Here is a 23,685-nt window from a genome sequence, read left to right as displayed (position 1 = left end):
ACCGACCAGGGCGAACCGCAAGACCACCTGCGCACAGCGGGTTCCTTGCGCTGCCCGCGAAGCCGAGCCGGGTCAGTCGGCGCGGGCGTAGCGGCCCGGCTCGGCCGTGCTGACCGCGTAGTGCACCGCGTCGGCCCGGTTGTGGAAGCCCGCCTTGGCGAAGAGGTTGTTGATGTGCGTCTTCACCGTTGCCTCACTGATCACGAGCCGGGCGGCGATCTCCGGGTTGCGCAGGCCTTCGCCGATCAGGTCGAGGATCTCGGTCTCGCGGCCGGTCATCGGGACCTTCGTCGTGACAGGCCAGTGTTTGCCGATGACGGGTGCTTCACGCAGACTCACAGACCCGACATCGGCGAGTGCACGCCCGCCGTTACACCACATCCCGATCAAAACCGGCCGGGACGTCGAAACCGTCGAACGTGCACCGTCCACATGGGACGTACGTCACGGCACCAGGATCAGCCGGATCGGGTCGCCCGACTTCTCGGCCAGCTGCTTCACCGCGCGGTCCGCCTCGGCCAGCGGGATGTGCGCGCTGATCGAGCGGGACAGGTCGAGCCGGCCGTAGCGGGCTAGCGTGACCAGTTCGAGCACGTGCTCCCCCGACGAGCCGAAGTGCCCGAGAACCCGCTGGCCGCGCACGCTCAGGCCGGTGCTGTCCGGCAGGTGCAGCGGGGCGTTGGTGAGCCCGGTGAGCACCATCGCGCCCTGCGCGGCGAGGACGCCGGCGGCCTGCTCGCGCACCGCCGCGAAGCCGGCGAAGTCGAACGCGTAGTCCAGGCCGCGGCCTTCGGTCCACGCGCCGATCCGCTCGGCGAAGTCCGCCGCGGCCGGGTCGAGGGCGAAGTCCGCGCCGAACGACAACGCCCGTTCGCGGGCCGCGGGCAGCGGGTCGATCGCGACGATCGGGGCCGCGCCCGCGAGGCGCAGCACCTGCAGGCCGTGGACGCCGAGGCCGCCCGCGCCCCATACGCCCGCCGAGCTCGCCGGACGGACCTGGGCCGTCGCGACGACCGCCGCGTACGGCGTCGACACCGCGTCCGGGATGATCGCCGCCTGGTCGAACGGAAGGTCGTCCGGGATCGGGACGACCGTGTCCGCCCGGGCGAGCGCGAACTCCGCCCAGCCACCGTCGTAGTGCACCCCGCGCACCCGCGAGCGCCGGCACGGCAGGCGCCGCAGGCAGCGGTCGCAGACGTCGCACGACTGGCCGGCCTGCAGCGTCACGCGCAGGCCGGTGGCGAGGTGCTCCGGCACGTCCGGGCCGAGCGCCTCGATCGTGCCCGAGACCTCGTGGCCGAGCGTCACCTGGCCGGTGCCGGGCAGCGTGCCGTCGATGAGGTGCAGGTCGGACAGGCAGACGCCGGCCGCGGCGACCGCGATCCGCACCTCCCCCGGCCCCGGCACCGGGATCGGCACCTCCTCGACGCCGAATTCCCGTTTGTCCAGATCGAGCCGGCCCGCCAGCATCGTGTCACCCATGCCTTCGATCACACCACAAAGATCGCCCGCGCGCGGGACACCCGGATGAAGTACGTTGCGCCGATGGGCATCCCCGACGAGTACCACGAGTTCGCGATCGCCGTCGCCGGTGCGAGCGGCGCGCTGATCGGCCTGCTCTTCGTGGCGGTGTCGGTCTCCCCCGACCGCGTCCACCGGACGACGACCCACGCCGAGTACCACACGCGCGCGTCCGCCGCGATGCTGCTGTTCACGAACGCGCTGGTGCTGTCCCTGATGATCCTCGTACCGGGGAGCACGCCGGGCGGGTGGGCGGTCGCGTCCGGGGTCGGCATCCTGGTGTTCGACGCGGCGGCGACCCGGTCGATCGTCACGGCGGTGCGGCACCGGCGGGGGCACTGGAGCTCGCTGCGCATGGCGTCGGCCCTGCTGGTGATCGCGGGCTTCGAGATCTACGCCGGCGTCCGGCTCCTCACCGAACCGGGCAACTGGGACCCGCTGCGCACGCTGTACTACGTGCTGATCGGCGACCTGGCCTTCGGCATCGCCCGCGGCTGGCAGCTGATGGACATGCGCCGCATCAGCCTGTTCTCCTCCCTCCGCACCCTGACCCACGGCGACGACGCCGACGCGGAACCGGAGGAACCCGCGAAGGACTAGACCACCGGCGGGGTGCCGTGCGTGTGGAACGACTCGATCGTCTTCAGCCCCCACGCCTGCCCCTTGGCCCGCTCGGCCTCGGTCCAGGTGACCGGCTCCCAGTCCGGCGCGAAGATCAGCCGGGCGGTCGGGTTGCACAGCTCGATCCGGTTGCCGCCGGGCTCGTAGAGGTAGAGGAAGAACGTCTGCTGGATCGCGTGCTTGTGCGGGCCCGTCTCGATGTGGACGCCCGCGTCGAGAGCGATGTCGGCCGCGCGCAGGATGTCCTCGCGGGTGTCGGTGGCGAACGCGATGTGGTGCAGCCGCCCGGTCGAGCGCGTCCAGTCCGTCGTGTACACGAGGTCGTAGGACTTCTGCGCGAAATGCGTCCACTGCCCGGAGATCACGCCGTTGTCGAGCTGGATCTGTTCGGTGACACGGCCGCCGAGCGCGTCACAGATGAACTGCCCGTTGGCCGCGGCCTCCTGCGCGAGGTAGTTGACGTGGTCGAGGCGCCGGACGCCGACCCCGCGCCCCGGGTAGGCCTGCGCCTGGTTCTTGAGCGCGGGCCGCAGGTGCTCGGGTGGCCGGTAGCGCTCGGTTTCCCAGTAGATCTCCAGCTCGTGGCCGTCCGGGTCGCGGAACAGGTACGACGGCCCGACGCCGGTGTCCCCGTCGACCCAGCCGATGCCGAGGCCGCGCTCTTCGAGGGCCTTCACCCGCCGCTCCAGCGCCTCCGCGCTCGTCGTGCGCAACGCCGTGCGCCCGACGCCGGACGTCTTCGCGGCGGTGAGCTTGAGGCTGTGGTGCTCGTAGTCGTCCCACGTGCGCAGGTAGACGGAGTCGCCGTCGGTGCCGTTCTCGGTCAGGCCGAGCACCCGGACGAAGAAGTCCAGGCTGCGCTCGGGTTCCGGGGTGAACAGCTCGACGTGCCCGAGGTGCGCGATCTCGTGGCGAGGCGAGGGATCGGGCATGGCGGACTCCTCAGGAACGGGGGAAGACGGTGCCGTCGAACAACTTCCGCGCGGTGCGGAACACGGTCGAGCGGGCCACCCGCGGTGTCCCCGACGTCGTGTCGAACTCGACGCCGACCCCGAGCGTGCCGCTCGGGTGCTCGACCTCGATGGGCTCGCCGGCGGGCGGGCGGACCAGCAGCTCGTGCCCGACCGCGCCGTCGAGCAGCAGGGCCGTCACGACGCTGACCCCGCCCAGCACGCCGATCGACGGGTGCGGCTTGACCGGGATGAACGTCCGGGTGGCGATGGCACCACCTTCGCGCGGGGCCGCGACGAGCGTCGTCTTCGGGACGGAGCTGCCGCTCACGCCGCCGAGCCCCATCAGCTTGCCGGCTTCGATGCGCAGGGCGTCGATGCGGTCGCCGAGACCGGTCAGCTCCTCGACCGGTTCGTAGCCGGTGACGCCGAAATCGGCGGCGAGGGCCACGACGACCGGCATCCCGTTGTCCACACAGGACACTTCGATGCCGCCGACGTTGTCCCGGACATTGCCGGTGGGCAGCAGGCTTCCGGCGACCGAGCCTTCGGTCTCGGTGAAGTCCAGCTCCACGGGCGCGGCCGTGCCGGGCACACCCGAGATGGCGAGCGAACCGGCGTAGTCGACCTCGCCGCCGGGGGTGGCGAACGTCGAGACCGCGATCGCGCCGGTGTTGACCAGGAGCACCCGCACGGTCGTGCGCTCGCCGCCCGCGGGCACCAGGCCGCGCTCGACGGCGAACTGGCCGACCCCGGCGAGCAGGTTGCCGCAGGTCTGCCGGTCGGACACGGTCGGCTCGTCGACCCCGAGCTGCAGGAACAGGTAGTCGACGTCCCGGTCGGGCCCGCCCGGCGGGGAGACGATCGCGACCTTGCTGGTGACGAGCTGCGCGCCGCCGACGCCGTCGATCTGGCGCGGGTCCGGGGTGCCCATGATCCGCAGCAGGAGGTCGTCGCGGTCGCCCGGGTCGGCGGGCAGGTCCCCGGCGAGGAAGTAGGCGCCCTTCGACGTGCCCCCGCGCATGAGCATGCAGCGCACGCCGGTCATCCCTGCTCCTTCTCGTACTCCTCGGCGGTGAGGTAGCGGACGCCCAGCGCGTCGAGTGTCTTGCGCAGGCCGTAGCGGTCGAGACCGAGCTGGCCGCCGGCGAACGCCTCGCGCGCGGCGGCTTCCTTCTCCAGCCGGGCTTGGGAAGCCGTCAGGCCCTCCTCGACGTCCTGACGCCGGACGCGCAGCACGCCGTCGTCGTCGGCCAGGATCGCGTCACCGGGGTGGACGGTCTGGCCGCCCACGACGACCGGAACGTTGACCGCGCCGGCCGTCGCCTTGACCGTGCCCTGGGCGCTGACCGCGGCCGACCACACGGGGAAACCCAGCTCGCGTAGTTCGGCGACGTCGCGGACGCCGGTGGTGGTGACCAGCCCGCGCACGCCGCGGTGGCGCAGCGCGGTGGCGAACAGCTCGCCGAAGAGGCCGTCCTGCGACGGCGAAGTCGTGGTGACGACCAGGACGTCACCCTCCTGGCACTGCTCGACGGCCGCGTGGATCATCAGGTTGTCCCCCGGCCAGCACAGCGCCGTGACGGCCGTGCCGCCGATCCGCGCGCCGTCCTGGATCGGCCGCAGGTGCGGGCCGAGCAGGCCGGTGCGGCCGAGCGCTTCGTGCACCGTGGCCACGCCGTACTCCGCCAGCCGGGTCACCTGCCCGGCGTCGGCGCGGGGTGGGTTCGTGACGATGACCGGTTTCATGCCGTCGACGCTAGAGAGCGCCGACGAAATTGTCAACAATCTTGGCGACAGTCACTTGAATGACTCAGACGCCGTGTCGTCCATCCAGGTACGCGTGTCGTCCGCCGGGGTACGCGTGTCGTCCGTTCCGGACCGGCGCGCCTCAACGCTCGCGTGGACCCGGCCGGACGACACGCGTACTCAGCCGGACGACACGCGTACGCGGATGGACGACACGATCGCTCGGCCGCCGCGCGCCGCAGCCACGGTCAGCGCAGGTGGGACACCTCGGCCGCGTCGGCTTCGCGGAGGGCTTCGATGACGCTCTGCAGGTGGACCCGCGCGGCTTCGGCGGCCTCGACCGGGTGGTGCGCGCAGACGGCGTCGATGATCGCCAGGTGCTCGGGCAGCGAGACCTGCGGCCGGCCGGGGCGCATGGCGAGGCGGAACTGGTGGCGCACGCTCTGCCCGCGCAGCCGTTCGAGCACCTGCTCGGCGGTGCGCTGCCCGCCGATCTCGCGGACGCGGCGGTGCAGCCGCTGGTTGAGCCCGGAGTAGCCGACGACGTCGCCGCTCGACACGGCGTCGCGCATCGCGTCGCCCAGCTCGCGCAGTTCGGCGATCTCGGCGTCGGTGATGCGCTCGGCGGCCTTCGCCGCGCACAGCGCCTCGAGCATCATCCGCACTTCGGAGATCTCGACGGCCTCCTCCAGCGAGACCGCGCGCACCCGCGCGCCGCGGTTCTGCACCCGCTCGACCAGGCCTTCGTTGGTGAGCTCGATGAGCGCGGACCGCACGCTGGCGCGGCTGGCCGCGAACTGGGCGGACAGATCGGCCTCGACCAGCCGCTGGTTGGGGACGAACTCGCCGCGGACGATGGCGTCGCGGATCGCGGCCACCACGGATCGTTCCCCCGGCCGCTGGTCCGCGGCAGTCTCCGCCATACTCCCACCCCTGTTTGTTGACAATTTTGTCGAGCAGATCGTTCACTTGATCGTAGGTGCCTGGAGAGGATTGTGCTATGCGCGGAACCATCGCGGTATTGGGGCTCGGCGAAGCGGGCGGCGCGCTCGCCCGCGACCTGGCGGCGGCCGGCGCCGTGGTCCGGGGGTACGACCCGGCCGTGGCCGCGCCGGAGGGGATCGCCGCCACCGGCTCGGAGGCCGAAGCGGCGACGGGCGCGGATCTGGTGCTGAGCGTGAACAGCGCGTCGGCCGCCTACGACGCGCTCGCCGCCGGCCTCGCCGGGATGGCGCCGGACGCGCTCTGGGCTGACCTGAACACGGCGTCACCCGGGACGAAGCGCCGGCTGGACACCCTCGCGGCCTCGCACGGCACCGGGTTCGCGGACGTGGCGATCATGGCGCCGGTGCCGGGCCGCGGGCTGCGGGTGCCGATGCTCGCGACCGGCACGGCGGCCGCCGAGGTGGCCGCGGTCCTCAACGGCTTCGGCGCGGCGGTGGACGTCATGCCGGGCGAGGCCGGCCTGGCGGCCGAACGGAAGCTGCTGCGCAGTGTGTTCTTCAAGGGCATGTCGGCAGCCGTGGTCGAGGCGCTGGAGGCCGCGCGGGCGGCGGGGTGCGAGGACTGGCTGCGGCAGCTGATCACCGACGAGCTGACCGCCGCGAACGAGTCCACCGTGGAGCGGCTGGTCACCGGGTCCTACACCCACGCGGTCCGCCGCACGGCCGAGATGGCGGCCGCCGCGGAGATGCTCGAAGACCTGGGCGTCCCGTCGGACGTCGCGGGCGCGGCGCGGGACCAGCTGGCGAAACTGTCGAAGGAACCGGAGTAACCCCGGCGCCCGTTAGGCCATGTCGCCTAAATTGTGAACAATCATGACGCTCATCTTGTGGCCAATATCTCAGCGGATGTAGCTTCGGGACCCTTCGCCCCATCTCCGGACGAGAGGGACATCGATGTCCGCACCGGAACTCTCCCCCGCCGCCGAAGCCGCTTCGAGCCGCCTGTCGATCCGGGTGACCGCGCTCTGCTGGGTGCTCGTCCTGCTCGACGGCCTCGACCTGTTCGTCTACGGCGCGACCCTGCCCGGCGTGCTCGCCGACAAGGGGTTCGGCCTGACCGCCGTCACCGGCGGCACGATCGGCAGCCTGACCACCTTCGGGATGATGCTCGGAGCGCTCGCCTCGGGTGTCATCACCGACCGGATCGGGCGCCGGAAGATCATCCTCACCGGCGTCGTGCTCTTCTCGATCGCCTCGGCCGCGTGCGCGCTGGCGCCGAGCGTCGAGTTCTTCGGGGGCGCGCGGTTCGCCGCCGGGGTCGGGCTCGGCGGGCTGCTGCCGTCGGCGATCGCCATGGTCATGGAGTACGCGCCGCCGTGGCGGAAGAACCTCGCCGTCACCGTGGTGATGACGGCCCACCAGGCCGGCGGCGCGCTCGCCGGGGCACTGGGCATGGTGATCGTCGAGTCGCTCGGCTGGCGCTCGGTGTACTGGATCGGCGCGGTGCCGATCGTCGTCGTGCTGCCGGTGGTCGCGGTGATGCTGCCGGAGTCGCTGACCTTCCTGCTGGCCAAGGGAAAGACCGAGCGGGCGCGGGCGATCGCCGACCGGTTCTCGGTGTCGCTCGACGCGTTCGCCCCCGAACCGGACCCCGAGCGCCGCGGCGGGCTGCGCGGGCTGTTCGCGCCGTCGGTCCGGATGACGACGCTGCTGTTCTGGGTCGCGTCGTTCGCCGGGCTGCTGCTGGTCTACGGCGTCAACACCTGGCTGCCGACCATGATGCGCGCCAACGGGTACAACCTCGGCTCGGCGATCAGCTTCCTGCTGGTGATCAACGTCGGCGGCATCGCCGGCATGCTGGTGGCCGGGCGGCTCGCCGACCGGTTCGGGTCGCGGCCGGTCGCGATCACGTGGTTCGCGCTCACCGCGGTCGGCGTCGGCCTGCTCGCGCTGAAGATGCCGCTCCTGGTGACGTACGTGGTCGTGTTCCTCACCGGCGGCTGGCTGTTCAGCGCGCAGACGCTGATCTACGCGAGCGTCGGCGCCTACTACCCCGCCGACAGCCGCGCGACCGCGCTCGGCTGGGTGTCCGGGGTCGGCAGGCTCGGCGCGGTCTTCGGCCCTTGGCTGGGCGGCATCCTCGTGGCGGGCGGGCTGTCCGCGCTGGGCTTCGGCGTCTTCGCCCTGGCCGGGCTGCTCGGCGCGGTGATGGTCTCGCTGGTCCGCCGGCTCCCGAAACCCGTCGCGCTGCCGCGCAGGACCCAGCACGCGTGAACGCACCGCCCGTGAACCGCCGCCCGCGGGCCGGTGCACGCGTGGTGCGCGTCCGGTCAGCGGGGCGCGGAAACCTTCGGTCGTCGCCGGGTCACCAGGGCCCGGCACCGACCGGAGGAGCCCGACATGACCGAGAAGACCGCACTGGTTACCGGGGGTTCGCGGGGCATCGGACGGGCGATCACCCTCCGCCTGGCCGCCGACGGGGCCGTCGTCGCCGTGCACCACGGGGGCAACGAGGCCGCGGCCAAGGAGACCGTGACGATGATCGAGGACGCCGGCGGCCGCGCCTTCGCCGTCGCCGCCCGCTTCGGGGAAGCCGGTGCCGTCGACCAACTGGCCGACGCGGTCGAAGCGGCGTTCGGTGACCGCGGGCTGGACATCCTGGTCAACAACGCGGGCGTCGGCTCGCACAGCACGCTCGCCCAGCTGGCCGAGGACGAGCTCGACCTGCTGCTGACCGTCAACGTGAAGACGCCGATGCTGCTGATCCGGCGGCTGCTGCCGCTGCTGAACGACGGCGGCCGGATCGTCACCGTCGGCTCGATGGCCTCGCGGATCGCGGTGTCGAGCCAGATCGCCTACACCGTCAGCAAAGCGGCGGTCGAGGCGCTCGCCCCGACCCTGGCCAACGACCTCGGCCACCGCGGGATCACGGTGAACACCGTCGCGCCCGGCCCGATCCGGACCGACCTGACCGCCCCGATGCTGGCCATTCCCGAGGCGGCGGCGGGCCTGACGTCGATCACCGCGCTGGGCCGGATCGGCGAGCCCGAGGACGTCGCCGACGTGGTCGGCTTCCTGGCGGGCCCGGGCGGCCGCTGGATCACCGGCCGCACCCTCGACGTCTCCGGCGGCACCTACCTCGGCCCGATCGCCCCGGCCTGAACCGCCACGCCGCCCGGAGGTCAGCTCCGGGCGGCGACGCCGTCGAGGTGCAGGACGCCCTCGGTGTGGTGCTCGGCGACGAAGTCCGGCCCCTTGGTGACGAGCCGGGCGATGGCGGTGGCGTGCCCGTGACCGAGGCCGTGTTCGGTCTTGAGCCACGTGACGATTTCGCCGTGCTTCGTCAGGTTCTTGCCGAACGCCAGGTCGAGAAAGCCGCGCGGGGTGATCCCGGTCCGCTTCTCGGCGTTGTCGAGGTAGGCCTGGAAGGATATGACTGCTCCCCTGTCTTTCGAAGTCCGATGGTGACGATCCGGCTGTTCCGGGCCGTCCGCACCGGCGGTTCCCCGGTGCGTCTCGCGTGCCACCACCGTCTCACCGACAACTTTTTTTGTCAAGGACTCCGCTGTCATCACGGTGTCGACGGACTGCAACCGGATTGTCGACGGTGACTGCGAAGCTTCGCCGGTCCCCGGATGGGGCGGGGCCGAGGGGTGCTGGGGGAAAACGTGGAGCAGCAGGCGAACGCGGGCGAAATCACCTGGATGCCGGACCCGCGGGTCAGGTTGCACGCGGCCGACATCGACGCGGTGCCCGATGTCACGGCACCGACCGTGGTGCTCGCCGACACCCGGCCGGCCGTGCGCCGCGGGGTCCGGTCGATGCTCGAGCGCTCCGGCGCCGTCACGGTCGTCGGCGAGGCGGCCACCGCCGCCGGGGCGCTCGCGGAGACCACCCGGCTGCGGCCGGACGTGCTCGTCATCGACGTGCAGCTCGGCGGCGAAAACGGGATCGACGTCATCAGCCGGGTTGCCCGCACCGCGCCCGGGACCGCCGTGCTCGTCTTCAGCGAGGTCGACGACGACCGCGCGATCACGTCCGCCTTCCACGCCGGCGCACGGGGTTTCCTCGGCAAGGACGCCGGCGCGGAGGAGATCCTGCGCGGCGTGCAGGCCGTCGCGGCAGGCGAGGCCATCATCTGCAAGGCGATCGCCGGCCGGCTCGGCGCGTGGCTGCGCCCGGAGAGCACCCTCGACCCCTACCCGTTCGCGCAACTCACCGCGCGGGAACGGGAAGTGCTCGACCGCATCGCCGCCGGCAAGTCGAACCCGGCCATCGCGCGGGAGCTCGCCCTGGCGCCGAAGACGATCAGCAACCGCGTCTCCGCGATCTTCACGAAGCTCGGCACGGCCGACCGCGCGCGGGTGATCGTGATGGCGCGCGACGCCGGGCTCGGCCGCGGCTGAACCGCACGGGACCGATTCCCCGGCGGACGGGAACCGCTCCCCTATCCCGCGGGAACCGGCCGATTTTAGCCTCGGCTCTTGAGCCTGAGCCTGATCCACCACCGATCGGAGTGGGACGTGACCGACCTCGAACCTGCCGTCGTGACCATCCGGAAGCGGGAACCCGAGCACCTGCACCGCATGGACGGCCTCGACCTCAAGCTGCTGCTGCCGTGGGACGGCGTGGCGGCGCCCTTCCGCGGCGCCTGGTGCGTGCTGCGGCCCGGCGACGTCGCGCTGGAGCACGCCCACGAGGACCGCGAGATCTTCTTCGTCATGTCCGGCCGGGCCGAGGTGCGCGGGGGCGGGAAGCGGTACGAGATCGCCGCCGGGGACCTGGTCTTCCTGCCACCCGGGCTGGCGCACCAGGTCGTCAACGAGACCGACGAAGACGTTTCGTACTACGCGATCTGGTGGGACACCTCGATGTCGGAGGAGTTCCTCGCGCGGCAGGCGACACCGGCCGAGGCGGGCTGAGCCGGTGCTGGACTACGACGGGAAGAAGTTCCGCAAGACGGGCAGCGAGTCCAACCCGGTCACCGTCTACCGGCAGGACGGCGACGTTGTGTGGTCGGAGTTCGCCGGCGGCGAGGTGCTGCGCGGCTCGACCGCGGGCACGCGCGCCGCGGACGGGACCCTCCACTTGGGATACACCATCGTGCTCGCGGGCGGGGACGTCATCAGCGGGCACACCGTCAACACCCCGGAAGTGACCGAAGACGGCCGGGTCCGGCTGCGTGAGGTGTGGGAGCGCTACGGCCCGCACGCGGCGACCGGCGTCTCCTACCTCGAAGAGGTGACCTGAGTGACCGCGACCGAGGCGGACTGGCGGCACCTGGCCGGTGCCGTGACCGGCCCGGTGTTCGCGCCGGGTGAGCCCGGCCCGGGTACGCCGTTCAACCGGCGGTTCGCCGGGACCGTGCCGGCCGGCGGCGTCGCCGTGACCGGCGTCGAGGACATCCGGCGGACCCTCGCCTGGGCCCGCGACACCGGTACCGGCGTCAGCATCCGCGGGGGCGGGCACAGCTTCGCGGGGTACTCGACCGGTACCGGGCTGGTCCTCGACGTCGGCGCGCTGAACGCGGTGACGGCCGACGGCGAGACCGGGCTCGTCACGGCCGCGGGCGGTGCGCTGATGTCCGATGTGTACACCGCGCTCCAGCCGCACGAGATGGCTTTCGCGCTGGGCAACGGGGATTCGGTCGGCATCGCGGGCCTGACGCTCGGCGGCGGCAACGGCGCGACGTCGCGCAAGTTCGGGCTCACCGCCGACGCGCTGGTCGCGACCACCCTCGTCACCGCCGACGGCGAGGTCGTGCACTGCGACGCGCGGGAGAACGCCGACCTGTTCTGGGCGTGCCGCGGCGGCGGGGGCGGGAACTTCGGGGTCACGACGTCCCTCACCTTCCGGGCTCGCCCGGTCCGGGACTGCTCGACCTACCTGCTGCTCTGGCCCGTCACCGACGCGCCGAAGGTGTTCTCCGTGCTGCAGGAGACCGTCCGGACCGCGCCCGACGAGTTCGCCGCGCGGATCGGCGTCGCCACGACCGGGGACGGCACCGTCGTCTCGGCCATCGGGCAGCACCTGGGCCCGGCCGCCGAGCTGCGGGAGATCCTCGACCCGGTGCTGGCGGTGGCCCGCCCGTTCCGGTGCGACGTCGACGACCGGACGTTCTGGGAGGCGAAGGACTTCCTGCGGCACGAGACCGCCGCGGGCGCGTTCGCGACGCGGACGGCGTTCACCCGGGAGGCGCTGCCGGACGACGCCGTGGCGACGCTGCTCTCGTGGCTCGAACGGTGGCCCGGCAGCGGCAACCCGGACGGCGGTGGCGCGGCCCTGTTCTCCTGGGGCGGCGAGGTCAACCGCGTCCCGGCGGCGGACACCGCGTTCCCGCACCGGGACGCGCGGTTCCTGCTGTCGATGGACACGTCATGGGACGAGCACGACGAACCCGGCGTCGTCCGCGCCAACCTCGGCTGGCTCACCGGCCTGCAGGAGGCGCTGGCGCCGTACACCTCCGGCGGGGCGTACCTGAACTTCACCGACCCGGACCGCGCGGACTGGCGCACGGCGTACTACGGCGCCAACTACCCGCGCCTGCTGGAGATCAAGCGGCGGCTGGACCCGGACGGGCTCTTCGCCTTCGAGCAGGGCATCGGGCGCGATGATCGGTGACGACCGGGTCCACATCTGGACCGCCGCCGAGGTCGACCACGGCCAGGTGCCGCCGGCGCAGCACGCGCCGGTGGCGGAGATCCTGGCCTGGGCCCGGCGCTACCTCGTGACGTCGAACCCCGGGCTCGGCCGCAGCGGCCCGGTGTGCCCGTACACCCAGCCGTCCCTCCACAGAGGACTCTTCCACCTCGCCGCCCTCACCGACGCCGGCGGCGCCGACATCGCCGAGGCCGTCGAAAGCCTGCGGTCGTGGTACGAAAAACTCGCGGCCGAGCTCAACGGCCAGGACCGCGAGCTGCTCACCATCCTGCTCGTGCTGCCGCACCTCGACCCGCTCAGCTCGGCCGCGCTCGACGCCGTCCAGGCGCGGGCGAAGGACCGGTTCGTGGCCGACGGCGTGATGATCGGCCAGTTCCACCCGGCGTGCGACCAGCCGGGCCTGTGGAACCCGCACTTCAAGGCGCTGCGCGCGCCGGTGCCGCTGCTGGCCATCCGCAAGCTCGTCGTGTTCGACCTGCCGTTCCTGATGGACTCCGAGGTGCACGCCGAGAGCTACCTGCGGCGGTTCGCCCCGGACATCCCGCCCCGCATCCGCGACCAGCTCGTCCGGCGGCTGACGGAACGCCGCGACGCCGTCCGCACGCCCTGACACTTTTCGCCCGGAAGGGGTACGCATGGAGTTCACCATCGTGGGCGCCGGCATGGCCGGCGCCTTCCTCGCGCTTTCACTCGGCCGCGAAGGCCACACGGTCACCGTCTACGACCTCCGCCCGGACCCGCGGGTCGCGTCCGGCGAAGGGTCGTCGATGAACCTCGGCCTCTCCCGCCGCGGGCTCGACGCGCTCGGGCACGCCGGGCTCCGGTCCGAAGTGGACGCACTGGTCATGCCGATGCGGGGCCGGCTGCTGCACGACCGCGACGGTGGCACGCGGTTCTCGACGTACGGCGACGGCGGCATCCTGGCCATCCAGCGCAGCGACCTCGGCGCGCTGCTCGTCGACGCGGCCGCGAAGGTCCCGGGTGTCCGGTTCGTCTTCGAGGCGCGGTGCACCGGCATCGAGAAGGACACCGCGACCGCGTACTTCGTCGACCAGACCACCGGCAAGGGGCTGACCGCGAAGGCGGACGTCCTGGTCGGCGCCGACGGCGTCTTCTCCGCCGTCCGCCGCTTCCTGCAGCGCGACGAGCGTGCCGGCTACACGCAGGAGTTCCTCGACTGGGGCTGGCGCGAGCTGCACATCCCGGCCCGGCCGGACGGCGGGTTCCGGATGGACCCGGACGTCTTCCACCTGTGGCCGCGCGGCGACACCATGATGTTCGCCCACCCCAACCGCGACGGCTCGTTCACCTGCTCGTGCGTCCTGCCGTTCCGTGGCCCGCGCAGCTTCGAGACCCTGCGCGACGCGGGCGACGTCGAACGGCTCTTCCGCGACCTGTTCCCGGACCTGCTGGAGCTCGTCCCGGACATCGGCACGTGGTTCTTCGACCGCCCGACGATGAACCTGGTCACCACCCGCACGACCCCGTGGCACCACGAGGACAAAGTGGTGCTGGTCGGCGACGCGTGTCACGCGGTGTTCCCGTTCCTGGCCCAGGGCATGAACGCGGCGTTCGAGGACTGCCGCGAGCTGGCGAGCAGCCTGCGCGCCCACCCGGACGACCCGGGCGTGGCGTTCGAGCGGTACTACGCCCGGCGCAAGCCGAACACGGACGCACTGGCCGAGATGTCCCGTCGCAACTTCGCCGAGCTACGCGACACGGTCCGCTCGCCGGCGGTCCGGGTGGAGAAGGCCCTGGACGTGGCGCTGGAGCGGGTGTCGGGGAAACGCTGGATGCCCCTGCACGCAATGGTGACCAACACGACGATCCCGTACGCGGCGGCGCAACGGCGGGCGGTTCGTCAGCACCGGGTGCTGCGAGGGCTGGGGGTGGCTGGGCTCGCGGCTATCGGCACGGCCTTGCTGCGGAAGCGACGGTCCTGAAAGGACTTGTTCGGAACGCGCGGCTGCCGCTTCATGTCGGTGGCCCGCATACGCTGCCGACGGCGCTGCACGTTCGGCGTGGTAACCCGGAACGCCCGGCGGGCTCAGCTCCGCCGGGCGTCCGTGCGGTTGCCACCGCAGGTCCCTGGCCCGCACACCCGGCGACCAATCGGTCGCCGACGTTCGGGCGATAGAAGATTTGGGACGTTGAGCGGCCAAAATCCTCCATCGACAACACCACACCTTCGACATGGTCACCCGGAGGACTCAGCTCCCACCGGGCGTCCGCGCGGCTGCCGCCGCAGGTCCCTGGCCCGCACACCCGGCGACCGTTCGATCGCTTGACCTCCGGTCGATGGAGGATTTGGGACGTTGAGCGGCCAGAATCCTCCATCGACAACGCCGCACCTCCGACATGGTCACCCGGCGGACTCAGCTCCCGCCGGGCGTCCGCGCGGCTGCCGCCGCATGTTCCTCGGCGCCGTTCCCTCCTGCCGCGCCTCAGGCGTGGGCGCCCCCACACCCCGCGGCCGTTCCGCCGCTGGCCTCCGGTCGATGGAGGATCTGGGACGTCAGGCGGCCAAAATCCTCCATCGACAACGCCGCAACTCCGACATCGTCACCCGGAACGCCCGGCGGACTCAGCTCCGCCGGGCGTTCCGTTCGCCGGGCTCAAGACGGCGCAGGGTCCACAGCCCGTACAGCGCGAGCAACGGCTTCAACAGCAACCATTCCCCAACGCGATAGTCGTCAGCGGCCACGAGTTTCGCCGCGAGATCAGGCCGACGGCGGCGGAGGTAGGCACGGGCCTTGAGCGCGTGCGCCGGCTGAGAAGCGATCTTCACACGGTCGACGTCTTCCAGCAGCGGAATCACGTTCGTGACGTTCTCCCACGTCGTCCGGCTCCGGTCCTCGAGCAGAACCCGGCCGCTGTACCCGAGCACACGCTCCGCGTAGTCGGCCATCACCTGGGCCTCCGCGGGGCCGTCGGCAAAAGCACCGCCACTGAAGATCACGCGCGTGTCGGAGCCCGCCAGGGAGCGCAGCCCGGCACGGACCCGCCACCGGTTGACGGCGTTGGCCGTCGGACCGCGGTTGCGGTAGCCCAGCACGACCACGGCCTCGGCACCGCCGTCACCGCCGGGCGCGACTAGCGTGCGGGACCAGCGCCGGTTCAGCCACTCGCTCCAGGCCAGGATCCCGGCCACCACCCACACCGCGCGCATGCCACGACTTTAATGCCGTGAAGGCCACCTTGAGGGACTCTGAGTCCCTCAAGGTGGCCTTCACGGACCAGCGGCTAACTCGTGATACCCAGGCAGAGGCGGAACTCCGGGGTCCCGCCCAGCAGGTGCGCGCCCGCGGACTGGAGGATGCGGTCCTGGGCCAGCAGGTGCTGGCACATCGTCGTGGTGTCGCGGAGCCAGCGGTCCAGCGGGCCGCTGCGGTGGATCGAGCCCGTCTGCATCAGGTCGTACAGCCGGGTGACGATCGAGCGGGCCGTGCGGAACGCGTGCAGCCGCGCCAGCGGCAGGGCCGCCTGCAGCTCCACCGGGACCGGCAAGCCCGCCGAGAGCAGCTCCCACTGCTCCCGCATCGTCCCGTAGACGCCGTGCCGAGACGCCGTGAAGTCCGCTTCGCACTCGGCCAGCGTCGTCTGCATCCGCCAGTTGTCCGCCCACGGCACGCCCGTCGCGCGGTCCACCCGGGTCCGGACGATCTCCCGGACGTGGTCCAGCGCCGCCCGCGCCACCCCGAGGGGCACCCCCGGGATCGTGCGCATGAACGACTCGGCGCTCGTCAGCGGGCTCGGGCGGCCGTGCACGGTGTCGAAGGCGAGGGTGCGCTCCTCCGGCACGAACACGTCGGTGATCGTGTAGTCGCAGCTGCCGCTGCCGGCCAGGCCGGTGGTGTGCCAGTTGTCGACGACCTCGACGTCGGCGCGCGGCACCATGAACAGGCGCGAGTCGTGCGGGTCGCGGCCGTCCGGGCTCGGGTCCGGCTTGCCGTCGCGGTAGATGAACGCGCCCGAGATGACCCAGTCGCTGTGGGTGACCCCGCTGCCGAACGTCCAGCGCCCGGTGAGCCGGTACCCGCCGGGCACCCGCTCGGCGCGGCCCACCGGGAACAGCATGCCGGCGGTGACGAGGTCGAGGCCGGCGAACATCTCCCGGGCCGCCGGGCCGGCGATGAACGACGCGTACAGCCCGGTGCAGGCCCCGATGTGCGTGCACCAGCCGGCCGAAGCGTCGCCGTAGGACAGCGCTTCGACGACCTCGGTCTGCTCGATCGAGGTCAGCTCCGGCCCGCCGAACTCGCGGGGGAAGGCCATCCGGAACACCCCGGCCCCGCGCATCAGCTCGACGACGTCCTCGGGCAGCCGCCGCAGCCGCTCGAACTCCCCCGCGCGCTCGCGCAGGACCGGGACCAGCGCCTTCGCCCGGGCCAGGATCTCTTCCGCGGTCCGCGGCGGCGCCGGGCGCGTGAGGCTCTCGGCGGTCACGCGTCCACGTCCAGCAGCCCGGCCGGCATCACGAACGACGCCCCCGTTTGCGGCGGGCCGAGCGGGTCGGCGTCCACTTCGACCAGCGCCGCCGCCTGGTCGAGCCGCTCGTTGCACGCCTCGACGTCGTCGCCTTCACAGACCACGAACGAGTGCCGCGCGAGGTAACCACCCGGCGGCAGCCGCAGCGACGCGCCGGGCTCGACCATCTTCGACGCCGTCACCAGCCCCGGGGTGTCCGAAGGCACCGTCACCGACCGGATCACGCAGTCCCGCGGCGGGCAGCCGAACCGGATGCCCACCACGGACTCCCGGGTCGGCACCAGCTCCGGCCGCCGGCCGGTGGCGACGTCGAAGAGCACCTCGCCCGGGTCGATCCCGGTGGCGGTCAGGCCGAGGAACGGGATGAGGTCGCCGCCGAGCCTGCCGTTGATCTCGATGATCAGCGGGCCTTGATCGGTCAGCCGGACTTCGGTGTGGGTGATGCCGTCCTCGACGCCGAGCAGCTGGTGCGCGCGGGCGAGGGCGTCCATCAGCTCACGGTCGCGCAGCAGCGGGTCGGCCGCGTCCACGACGTGCCCGGTCTCCTCGAAGTACGGCTCGGCGCCGCTCTGCTTGCGGGCCAGGAACATCGGCAGGTACTCGCCCTTGTGGACGGCGGCGTCGACGCTGATCTCCGGGCCCACCGCGTACCCTTCGACGATCGCGGTGCCCCCGTAGGGCGCGTGCTCGGCCCGGCTCGCGCCCGCGGCGACCTCGAACGCCGCCTCGACCTCGGCCGCGTCGGCGGCGAGCACGACGCCGATGCTGGCGCCCATCGCGCGGGGCTTGACGACGACCGGGTAGCCGATCTTCTCCGCCGCCGCCATCGCCTCGTCCGCCGTCCCCACCGTGGCGAAGCCGGGCTGGTGCAGGCCGGCCGCGGCGAGCACCGACCGGGTCCGGTACTTGTCCCGGCAGCCGACCGCGCCGTCCGGGCCGAGGCCCGGCACGCCGAGCTCGACGGCGAGCTCGCCCGCGGCCAGCACCACCGGCTCGTCCCAGCACATCAGCCCGGCGATCGGCCGCCGCGCGGCCACCTCCCTGGCCGCGGCGGTCATCACCTCGGCGTCGAAGACGTTGGTCAGCACGATCTCGTCGAAGTACTTCTTCTGCCAGGTCGGCTTGAGGTTGTTGAGCAGCACCAGGTCCAGCCCCGCCGACCGGGCGCGCCGGTGGATCGAGCGGACGAGGTACTCGCGGTAGAGCTTCAGCCCGCTGCCGATCACCAGCAGCACGCCGTTCGGTTCGGTCATGCCTTCCCTCCCACGGGTTCCGTCGCGGTCCCGGTCTCCACGGCCGGGACCGGCGCGGTCTTCTGCTTCATGGCCGCCCAGGCGAAGTAGCCGGCGACGAGCCCGAGCGCGCCGCACAGCGGCCAGATGCCGCTGCCCAGCCACGTCCACGCGAACACCCCGAACACCGGGCCGAGCGCCGAGGACAGGCCGATGATCGTGTGCTGCGTCCCGATGTAGCGGGCCTTCAACCGGGACGGGAACCGGGCCGGGTAGGCGAACATGCTCGGCCCGGAGATCATCAGCCCGGACACGAAGAACACGGTGCTGAGGATCACGAGCGTGCCGGAGCCTGCGGCCAGCCCCCAGCCCGCGACACCGACCGCGAACACGGCGTGCCCGAGACCGGCGGCCAGCTGGGGCGGCCAGCGGGTGACGTACGTGGTGAGCTTGAGCTCGGTGACGATCAGGATGATCGACGACGTCGCGAGCACCGCGCTGTAGAGCGCCTCCGGGTGGCCGTCGGCGAGGATCTGCAACGGCAGCGCGACGGTGAACTGGGCGTAGACGATCGTGCCGACGAACATGGACCCCAGGTAGAGCAGGAACTTGCCGTCGCGCACCATGGTCGCGTAGGCCGACTTCCGGTCCACTGTGGACGCCGGTTCCTCGTCCTCTTCGGGCGGGACGTCGACGTTCTTCGGCAGCAGCGCGAAGGCGAGCAGCGCGTACACCGCCGCGGTGGCACCGTCCAGCCAGAACAGCAGGTCCCAGTCGACCAGGATGAGGCCGGCGGCGATCAGCGGGGCCAGCGCGGCCCCGATGTTCAGCGCGATCCGCATCATGGAGAAGCCCATGACCTGGTGCTCCTCGGGCATCTGGTCCGACAGCAGCACCGCCGCCGCCGGCCGGTAGGCCTGCGTCGCGAGACCGCCCAGCGCGACGACGCCGGCCAGCGGCCAGAACGTCGACGGGTGGGCCAGCAGCGGGATCGCCGCGACCAGCGGGGCCGACGCGATCATCGCCACCACGATGGTGTTGCGCGGGCCGAAGCGGTGCGTGAGCTCACCACCCAGCATCGTCCCGAAGATCGCCCCGACGCTGTAGGCGACGAGGCACAGGCCCGCCGCGGCGACCGAGACCCCCCGCACGGTCAGGTACAGCAGCAGGAAGGTCTGGACGAACGCGCCGAGCTGGTTGACGAACACGCCCCCGAGCAGGTAGCGCACGGGGGTCGGGGTCGCCTTCAGCACGGCGAACACGCCGGCCCGGGCCTCGTTGCTCATGCCGTCTCCTCTGTGATGGTCGTGACGAACCGGCGGGCGGCGAGCGGCGCCGTGGCGAACCCGGTGCCGCCGCACGCCGCGCGGGCCTGGACGGCCGAACCGACGCGGGCCAGCAAGGCGTCACCTTCGCCGTCTTTTCCGGACAGGTAGTGGCATTGCTTGGCCGCGACGACGGTGTAACGGTCCACATCGGACAGGATCGACGCCGCCAGCAGCCGCTGCGTCCAGTCCGCCGGGCCGTCCCCGGCGCAGTCCGTGTCGGGCACTTCGCGGCAGACCGCGTCCGAGCTGATCTTGAGCAGCGTGCCGTCGCCGGGTGGCAGCAGCCACGCCCGCGCGTCCGCGCCGATCCGCCCCGCGCCGGGGGCGGTCTCCCACCACCGGGCCAGCTCGGCCGGGGGCCGGAGGTAGAGCATGGTCTGCCGGTGCCGGACCGCCGGCAGACCGACCAGGTCGGGGGTCCACGGCCCGGCCGCGACGAGCACCCCGTCGGCCCCGAGGACCTCACCCCCGGCGAGGGTGACCTTGCCGGTGTCGCCGTCCACCTCGGTCACGGCCGACCAGGGCCGCAGCCGCACGGCGGGGTGCGCGTCGAGCCAGCGCACCGCGGCCCGGAGCACCCGGTCGGCCAGCAGCACCCCGGCGTCGAGCTCGAGGACGCCCGTCGTGCCCGCCGGGAAGCCGATGTGCGGCAGCTTCTCCGGGGCGACGGTCGAGACCGGCACCCCGGCGCCGATCGCCGCCTCGAGCACGCCGCCGACCTCGCCGTCGGGCCAGGCCGTGACAATGCCGACCCGGCGCAGGAACCGTTCCCCCAGCAGGGTTTCCAGCTCGAGCCAGCGCCGGTGCGCCGCCGCCATCCGCCGGGACGCGGCCGCGTCGCCGGGGGCGAACGTGCGCAGCGCCCGGTGCTGGTCGGCCGAGCTGGCATCCGGGTTGGGGATCGGGCCCCGGTCCAGGACGGTCACGTGGTGCCCGGCGAGCGCGCACTCGACCGCGGCGAGCAGGCCGGTGACGCCGGCCCCGGCGATGACCACCTCCCGGGGTGTCACGACAGGACCGCGCCGTCGAGCCGGGGCAGCCGCCGCGGCGTGACGGTGGTCGCGGCCGCGCGGGCCGGGATCGTCCGGTCCGGCAGCGCCTCGGCCAGGTCGACCAGGATCGGCCCGGCGCAGCGCAGCAGGACGTCGACCTCGTGGCAGAAGTCGCCGGCGTCGTGCTCGCCGGGCTCCCAGCCGTCGAGGCGGCCCAGCTGCTCGGCCAGGGTGAACGCGGCCGCCGTCATGCTGAAGCCGTCGACGCCGTAGGCGGCGGCGAACCGTTCGAGCACGCGCCCGGCCGCGGCCCGCGACCGCTCCGAGACCGGCAGCTCGCGGCCGACCCACGTGTCGACCTTCTCGGCGACCCGGTTCCACGGCCCGACGAGCCGCGTCTCGGTCACCCGTTCCAGCGCGCCGCGCGTGAAGTCGGTGCGCTGGAACTCGGGGCTGGTCGAGGCGAGGTGGAACCGGATCAGGTCCCGGGGCACCTCGCCGGCCAGTTCCCGCCCGGACACGACGTGGGCGCGGCTGGTGGAGAACTTGTCGTTGGCCAGCTCGTAGAAGTCGTTGGTGACGAACCGGTCCGGCAGGACGTACCCGCCGAGCGCCAGCAGCATCGCCGTCCCGACGACCGCGAACGGGTAGGTCGCGTCCAGGCCCATGAAGTAGACGACCTGGGTGCCCGAGCCCGCCGCCCACAGCTCGTCGTCGGCGGCGAGCACCGCGCCCCGCCGCTCGGCGGCGAGCGCCGTGGTGCACATGCTCCAGGGCATGCCTTCCATGTGGGCGTAGAAGACCTGGCCGGGCGTCTCGGGGAACGGCGCCGGGATGCCGAACGAGCCCGGTTGCGTGACCGGGAAGTCCGGCAGCGGCCGCGCCAGCATCTCGTCGATCAGCTGGGCCATGTGCGGCCGCATCCCGGACCGGCGGGCGGCGAAGAACTCGGTCAGCTCGGCCCGGTACTCCTCCGGCGAGAACACCAGGATCTCGGCCTCGCGCAGCTCCACCGGCTCGTCCGGGTCCAGCGCCGAGCGCGGTGAGAGCAGCTCACCGGGCTCGATCGGGTGGCCGCAGCTCTCGCAGAGCCCGGAGTTCCCGTCGGCCAGGCAGAACGGGCAGCCGCCGCGCACGTAGGCGTCCATCAGGTACTGGCCCGAGCGCGTCGAGTACGGGAACTTGACCGCGCGCAGCTTGAGCTTCCCCAGTGCGTGCAACCGCTCGTGGAAGCGCAGCACCATCTTGACGAACCGGTCCTCCAGGCAGGCGAACCCGTCGACCCGGACCGCCAGCGCGGCCAGGGTCTCCGCCACCTGCGCGGCCGATTCCTCGCGCAGGCCCTCGGGGGTCACGCCGAGGCGCCGCGCGGCGGTGACGATGTAGTTCTGCGTGAAGTGCATGCCGGTGCCGAACAGCGCCTCCCGCCCGGTCGCCTCCGCGTACCGGCGGCAGACGTCGGCGGCGAGGAACGGACCGGCGAGGTGCCCGAGGTGCAGGTCGCCGTTCGCGGTGGGCGCCGGCGAGAGCACCACCAGCCGCTCCCCCGCCATCACGCGCTCCGCACCGGTGCGACGCCGCGCCGGGACAGCAGGTCGTCGACGATGTCCTGCGACCGGTGGGCGAGCACGCTGATCAGCGAGTCGGCGATGCCGTGCGTCTCCTCGTTGACCCCCTGCAGGTACACCGCGCCCCACGCCGCGTCACCCAGGTCCACGCGGTAGCACCGGCTGACCGTGATCTCCGGCCTGCCCGCCTTGGCGGCCAGATCCCGGACCAGGGCGGGCATCCGCGGGTCGTAGCCGGTGCCCAGCAGGACCAGGTCGCACACCAGCGGCTCGACCTTGCCGCTCGTGCGGTCCCGCAGGTCGAGCACGACCGCGCCGTCCTCTTCCCGCGCGGCGACGACCTCGGTCATCGCACGGACGCGGGACCGCTCCGGGCCGAGCATCTTCTGCCGGTAGAGCATCAGGTAGAGCTCGTCGAGGAACGGCGGCGCCATGCCACCGTAGTTGGTCAGCCGCATCTCGGACAGCAGCTCCTCGCGGATCTCCGGCGGGCTGTCGTAGAAGCGGTCCACAAAGGACGGGAAGAACAGCTCGTTGACGAACTTGCTCGTCTGGTAGTTCTGCGGGCCGACCGAGCGCACGACGAGCGTGATCTCGCTGGACGGCAGGTTTTCGTGCAGGGCCATGAACATCTCGGCGGCGCTCTGCGCCCCGCCGACGACGACGGCCCGCAGCGGCTCGTCCCGGTCGGCCTGCGCGATGCGCGTCCGGTACTGGGCGCTGTGGATCACGCGGTCGGCGGGCAGGTCGGCGAACACGGCCGGCACGTGCGGATCCCGCCCGCCGCCGACGATGAGGTCGCGGCAGCGGATGGTGTCGCCGTCGGTGAGGGTGACGGTCCAGCCGGTCACGAAGCCGTCCGCGCCGTGCGCCGGTTCGATCGACGCGGCACGGGCGCCGTAGCGGATGTTCACCCGTTCCAGCGATTTCGCCACCCACTGCAGGTAGTCGGAGATCTCCCAGCGGAACGGGTTGAAGGTGCCGAGGTTGACGAACTCGTTCAGCCGGCCCGATTCGTGGAGGAAGTTCAGGAAGGAGAAGCGGCTTTGCGGGTTGCGCAGGGTCACCAGGTCCTTGAGGAACGAGACCTGGCTGCGGGCCCAGGGCATCAGCAGGTTGCGCTGCCACTTGATGTCGGGACTCTGTTCCAGCAGCAGGGTTTCCCCGGCGAGCTCGGGCGAACCGGACTCCTCGATGGCCGCGGCCAGCGCCAGGTTCGCCGGTCCCGCCCCGATCGCCAGTACGCCCACCTCGTGGTCAGTCACTCGGGTTCCCCCTTTTGTCGCACGTCGGCCGAAGGTCGGGACCGAATGTAACCGCGCACTTTTCCCGGGCGACAGGGAAAACGGTCCCGCCCGGCGGGGAATCTGACCCGCCTTCGCCAGGCCCGCACGATCAGCGGCGCGCTTTGTCAGGCAGTCGTGTACGGCGGGCGCGCCACCCGTTCGGCGGTGCCCGCGCCCGGCGCCTCCGCCCGGTCCACCGCGGGCGCCTCACCGCGTTCCGGGTCCGTTTGGGTACGCGGCCGGGTCGTGAGGGGCACCCTCAGGGCTCCTGGGTCCCTGAGGGTGCCCCTCACGGCTTCCCGAGCCCCACGGCGGACCCGGCGGGGCGGACACCCACCGGACAGGT

General features: G+C 72.4%; 23 protein-coding genes and 1 pseudogene. 10 read left to right on the top strand and 14 right to left on the bottom strand.

The features are described from left to right. Positions 1 to 72: 72 nt before the first annotated feature. Positions 73 to 276 (bottom strand): annotated as a pseudogene (locus ACIOD2_RS46275) (response regulator transcription factor); the annotation flags it as partial. 168 nt (positions 277 to 444) lie between these two features. After that, positions 445 to 1,494, bottom strand: coding sequence for a zinc-binding dehydrogenase (locus tag ACIOD2_RS46270; RefSeq protein ID WP_400552038.1), 1,050 nt, complete (start codon positions 1,492 to 1,494; stop codon positions 445 to 447). 33 nt (positions 1,495 to 1,527) lie between these two features. Between ACIOD2_RS46270 and ACIOD2_RS46265 the strand changes: the two genes are divergently transcribed. Further along, positions 1,528 to 2,121, top strand: coding sequence for a hypothetical protein (locus tag ACIOD2_RS46265; protein WP_400552037.1), 594 nt, complete (start codon positions 1,528 to 1,530; stop codon positions 2,119 to 2,121). Here the strand turns inward: ACIOD2_RS46265 and ACIOD2_RS46260 are convergent. The 4 genes from ACIOD2_RS46260 to ACIOD2_RS46245 form a co-directional block, all read right to left on the bottom strand. Then, complete coding sequence (locus tag ACIOD2_RS46260) at positions 2,118 to 3,074, bottom strand: VOC family protein (protein WP_400552035.1); 957 nt, start codon at positions 3,072 to 3,074, stop codon at positions 2,118 to 2,120. The genes ACIOD2_RS46265 and ACIOD2_RS46260 overlap by 4 nt on opposite strands. A gap of 10 nt (positions 3,075 to 3,084) precedes the next feature. Next, positions 3,085 to 4,140, bottom strand: a complete 1,056-nt coding sequence (locus tag ACIOD2_RS46255; protein WP_400552034.1) for a 4-oxalomesaconate tautomerase — start codon at positions 4,138 to 4,140, stop codon at positions 3,085 to 3,087. Continuing rightward, positions 4,137 to 4,841, bottom strand: a complete 705-nt coding sequence (locus ACIOD2_RS46250) for a 4-carboxy-4-hydroxy-2-oxoadipate aldolase/oxaloacetate decarboxylase (protein WP_400552033.1) — start codon at positions 4,839 to 4,841, stop codon at positions 4,137 to 4,139. The genes ACIOD2_RS46255 and ACIOD2_RS46250 overlap by 4 nt, the downstream gene beginning before the upstream one ends. Positions 4,842 to 5,089: 248 nt before the next feature. Continuing rightward, entirely contained in the window at positions 5,090 to 5,764 is a 675-nt protein-coding gene (locus tag ACIOD2_RS46245) for a GntR family transcriptional regulator (RefSeq protein WP_400552032.1), read from the bottom strand. A 77-nt stretch (positions 5,765 to 5,841) separates the two neighbouring features. Between ACIOD2_RS46245 and ACIOD2_RS46240 the strand changes: the two genes are divergently transcribed. The 3 genes from ACIOD2_RS46240 (at position 5,842) to ACIOD2_RS46230 (ending at position 8,947) form a co-directional block, all read left to right on the top strand. After that, positions 5,842 to 6,615, top strand: coding sequence for a DUF1932 domain-containing protein (locus ACIOD2_RS46240; protein WP_400552031.1), 774 nt, complete (start codon positions 5,842 to 5,844; stop codon positions 6,613 to 6,615). A gap of 124 nt (positions 6,616 to 6,739) precedes the next feature. Further along, positions 6,740 to 8,059, top strand: coding sequence for an MFS transporter (locus ACIOD2_RS46235; RefSeq protein ID WP_400552030.1), 1,320 nt, complete (start codon positions 6,740 to 6,742; stop codon positions 8,057 to 8,059). Positions 8,060 to 8,185: 126 nt separating this feature from the next. Next, on the top strand, positions 8,186 to 8,947 hold the full coding sequence (locus ACIOD2_RS46230) for an SDR family oxidoreductase (protein ID WP_400552029.1): 762 nt from the start codon (positions 8,186 to 8,188) through the stop codon (positions 8,945 to 8,947). Between the two features lie 20 nt (positions 8,948 to 8,967). Here the strand turns inward: ACIOD2_RS46230 and ACIOD2_RS46225 are convergent, their stop codons facing one another. Then, entirely contained in the window at positions 8,968 to 9,312 is a 345-nt protein-coding gene (locus ACIOD2_RS46225; RefSeq protein WP_400552027.1) for a DUF4287 domain-containing protein, read from the bottom strand. A gap of 108 nt (positions 9,313 to 9,420) precedes the next feature. Here ACIOD2_RS46225 and ACIOD2_RS46220 point away from each other — a divergent pair, with 108 nt between their 5' ends. The 6 genes from ACIOD2_RS46220 to ACIOD2_RS46195 all read left to right on the top strand — a co-directional run bounded on the left by ACIOD2_RS46220 (position 9,421) and on the right by ACIOD2_RS46195 (position 14,388). Then, positions 9,421 to 10,191 carry a response regulator gene (locus ACIOD2_RS46220; RefSeq protein WP_400552026.1) on the top strand — a complete coding sequence of 257 codons (771 nt, stop codon included), beginning with the start codon at positions 9,421 to 9,423 and terminating at the stop codon, positions 10,189 to 10,191. A gap of 78 nt (positions 10,192 to 10,269) precedes the next feature. Further along, positions 10,270 to 10,707 (top strand): cupin domain-containing protein, encoded by a 438-nt coding sequence (locus ACIOD2_RS46215; protein WP_400552025.1) that lies wholly within the window; start codon positions 10,270 to 10,272, stop codon positions 10,705 to 10,707. A 4-nt stretch (positions 10,708 to 10,711) separates the two neighbouring features. Further along, positions 10,712 to 11,035: a hypothetical protein gene (locus tag ACIOD2_RS46210; RefSeq protein WP_400552024.1), complete on the top strand. Its 324-nt coding sequence runs from the start codon at positions 10,712 to 10,714 to the stop codon at positions 11,033 to 11,035. Next, complete coding sequence (locus ACIOD2_RS46205) at positions 11,036 to 12,406, top strand: FAD-binding oxidoreductase (RefSeq protein WP_400552023.1); 1,371 nt, start codon at positions 11,036 to 11,038, stop codon at positions 12,404 to 12,406. After that, the gene (locus ACIOD2_RS46200; RefSeq protein WP_400552022.1) at positions 12,396 to 13,055 is read left to right on the top strand and encodes a DUF6875 domain-containing protein; all 660 of its coding nucleotides are present in this window, start codon (positions 12,396 to 12,398) and stop codon (positions 13,053 to 13,055) included. Before ACIOD2_RS46205 ends, ACIOD2_RS46200 begins: the two co-directional genes overlap by 11 nt. Before the next feature lie 25 nt (positions 13,056 to 13,080). Further along, the gene (locus tag ACIOD2_RS46195) at positions 13,081 to 14,388 is read left to right on the top strand and encodes an FAD-dependent oxidoreductase (protein ID WP_400552021.1); all 1,308 of its coding nucleotides are present in this window, start codon (positions 13,081 to 13,083) and stop codon (positions 14,386 to 14,388) included. A gap of 641 nt (positions 14,389 to 15,029) precedes the next feature. Here ACIOD2_RS46195 and ACIOD2_RS46190 read toward each other — a convergent pair. The 7 genes from ACIOD2_RS46190 to ACIOD2_RS46160 all read right to left on the bottom strand — a co-directional run bounded on the left by ACIOD2_RS46190 (position 15,030) and on the right by ACIOD2_RS46160 (position 23,318). Further along, complete coding sequence (locus ACIOD2_RS46190) at positions 15,030 to 15,614, bottom strand: YdcF family protein (protein WP_400552020.1); 585 nt, start codon at positions 15,612 to 15,614, stop codon at positions 15,030 to 15,032. A gap of 74 nt (positions 15,615 to 15,688) precedes the next feature. Next, complete coding sequence (locus ACIOD2_RS46185) at positions 15,689 to 16,891, bottom strand: acyl-CoA dehydrogenase family protein (RefSeq protein WP_400552019.1); 1,203 nt, start codon at positions 16,889 to 16,891, stop codon at positions 15,689 to 15,691. Next, positions 16,888 to 18,186 carry an ATP-grasp domain-containing protein gene (locus ACIOD2_RS46180; RefSeq protein ID WP_400552018.1) on the bottom strand — a complete coding sequence of 433 codons (1,299 nt, stop codon included), beginning with the start codon at positions 18,184 to 18,186 and terminating at the stop codon, positions 16,888 to 16,890. The genes ACIOD2_RS46185 and ACIOD2_RS46180 overlap by 4 nt, the downstream gene beginning before the upstream one ends. Continuing rightward, positions 18,183 to 19,451, bottom strand: coding sequence for an MFS transporter (locus tag ACIOD2_RS46175; protein ID WP_400552017.1), 1,269 nt, complete (start codon positions 19,449 to 19,451; stop codon positions 18,183 to 18,185). The genes ACIOD2_RS46180 and ACIOD2_RS46175 overlap by 4 nt, the downstream gene beginning before the upstream one ends. Then, positions 19,448 to 20,503, bottom strand: coding sequence for an NAD(P)/FAD-dependent oxidoreductase (locus ACIOD2_RS46170; RefSeq protein ID WP_400552016.1), 1,056 nt, complete (start codon positions 20,501 to 20,503; stop codon positions 19,448 to 19,450). The genes ACIOD2_RS46175 and ACIOD2_RS46170 overlap by 4 nt, the downstream gene beginning before the upstream one ends. Beyond that, positions 20,500 to 22,038 carry a class I tRNA ligase family protein gene (locus ACIOD2_RS46165; RefSeq protein ID WP_400552015.1) on the bottom strand — a complete coding sequence of 513 codons (1,539 nt, stop codon included), beginning with the start codon at positions 22,036 to 22,038 and terminating at the stop codon, positions 20,500 to 20,502. Before ACIOD2_RS46165 ends, ACIOD2_RS46170 begins: the two co-directional genes overlap by 4 nt. Then, on the bottom strand, positions 22,038 to 23,318 hold the full coding sequence (locus ACIOD2_RS46160) for a lysine N(6)-hydroxylase/L-ornithine N(5)-oxygenase family protein (protein WP_400552014.1): 1,281 nt from the start codon (positions 23,316 to 23,318) through the stop codon (positions 22,038 to 22,040). The genes ACIOD2_RS46165 and ACIOD2_RS46160 overlap by 1 nt, the downstream gene beginning before the upstream one ends. Positions 23,319 to 23,685: the final 367 nt, after the last annotated feature.

The organism is Amycolatopsis sp. NPDC088138, from assembly GCF_044741685.1.
In the GTDB taxonomy this organism is placed as follows: Bacteria; Actinomycetota; Actinomycetes; order Mycobacteriales; family Pseudonocardiaceae; genus Amycolatopsis.
The sequence above is the reverse complement of the archived record's forward strand: the minus strand, read 5'-3'. Positions and strand labels throughout refer to the sequence as shown.